Source organism: uncultured Streptomyces sp. (assembly GCF_947488945.1).
In the GTDB taxonomy this organism is placed as follows: Bacteria; Actinomycetota; Actinomycetes; order Streptomycetales; family Streptomycetaceae; genus Streptomyces.
In genome coordinates this window covers 1-245 of sequence record NZ_CANLBS010000120.1, presented here as the reverse complement: position 1 = coordinate 245, position 245 = coordinate 1, and the positions used below count along the sequence as shown (strand labels likewise).

The window sequence follows — 245 nt, the reverse complement described above, 5'->3', positions numbered from 1 at the left end:
GCGTGGTCGGCGACGATGCCGATGATCCGCCCGTCCGGCGGCCAGACCTCCCCGACCTGGGACAGGGCCGGGCTCGGCGCCGGGTCGGCCAGGGGGGCGTCCGCCGTCGGGGCGGGCAGGCCGAGGCCGGTGGCGACCTCCGCGCACAGCTGCGGGTCGATCCTTGCCAGGACCGTCAGCGCGCGTTCCTTGACCGCCTGCTCGTAGCACTTGCCGAGCTCGAAGGTGTACGCGGCGACGATGTG

At 74.7% G+C, this 245-nt stretch carries 1 protein-coding gene; it reads right to left on the bottom strand.

Annotated elements, in window-relative coordinates; translation table 11 throughout:
• Positions 1 to 245, bottom strand: a 245-nt coding sequence (locus Q0994_RS34065) for a catalase-related domain-containing protein (protein WP_299542632.1), incomplete at both ends; no start/stop codon positions are given.